General features: G+C 73.9%; 1 pseudogene. It reads left to right on the top strand.

What is annotated here, in order from left to right:
• Window positions 1-264: pseudogene (locus SB816_RS32490) on the top strand (protein TolA); the annotation flags it as partial.

Raw genomic sequence — 264 nt, 5'->3', positions numbered from 1 at the left:
CGTATCGGCCGCCTCGCGAGCGAGGCACCTGGCGCGCGTTCGCGCTTGCCGCGCTGATACACGTGCTGCTCGCGCTGTTCCTCTATCACGGCGTGCAGTGGCAGAACAGCACGCCGGCCGGCGCCGAAGCCGAGCTGTGGACCGAGGTGCCGGACGTCCCCGCGCCGCGGCCCGTCGTCACGCCCGCGCCGCCCGCGAAGCTCGCACCGCCCCCTCCCCCGGTCCGGGACGAGCAGGCGGACATCGCGCTGCAGCAGAAGAAAC

This window comes from Achromobacter sp. SIMBA_011 (assembly GCF_046535435.1).
Lineage (GTDB): Bacteria > Pseudomonadota > Gammaproteobacteria > Burkholderiales > Burkholderiaceae_B > Achromobacter > Achromobacter dolens.
This window is presented reverse-complemented; position numbering and strand designations above follow the sequence as displayed.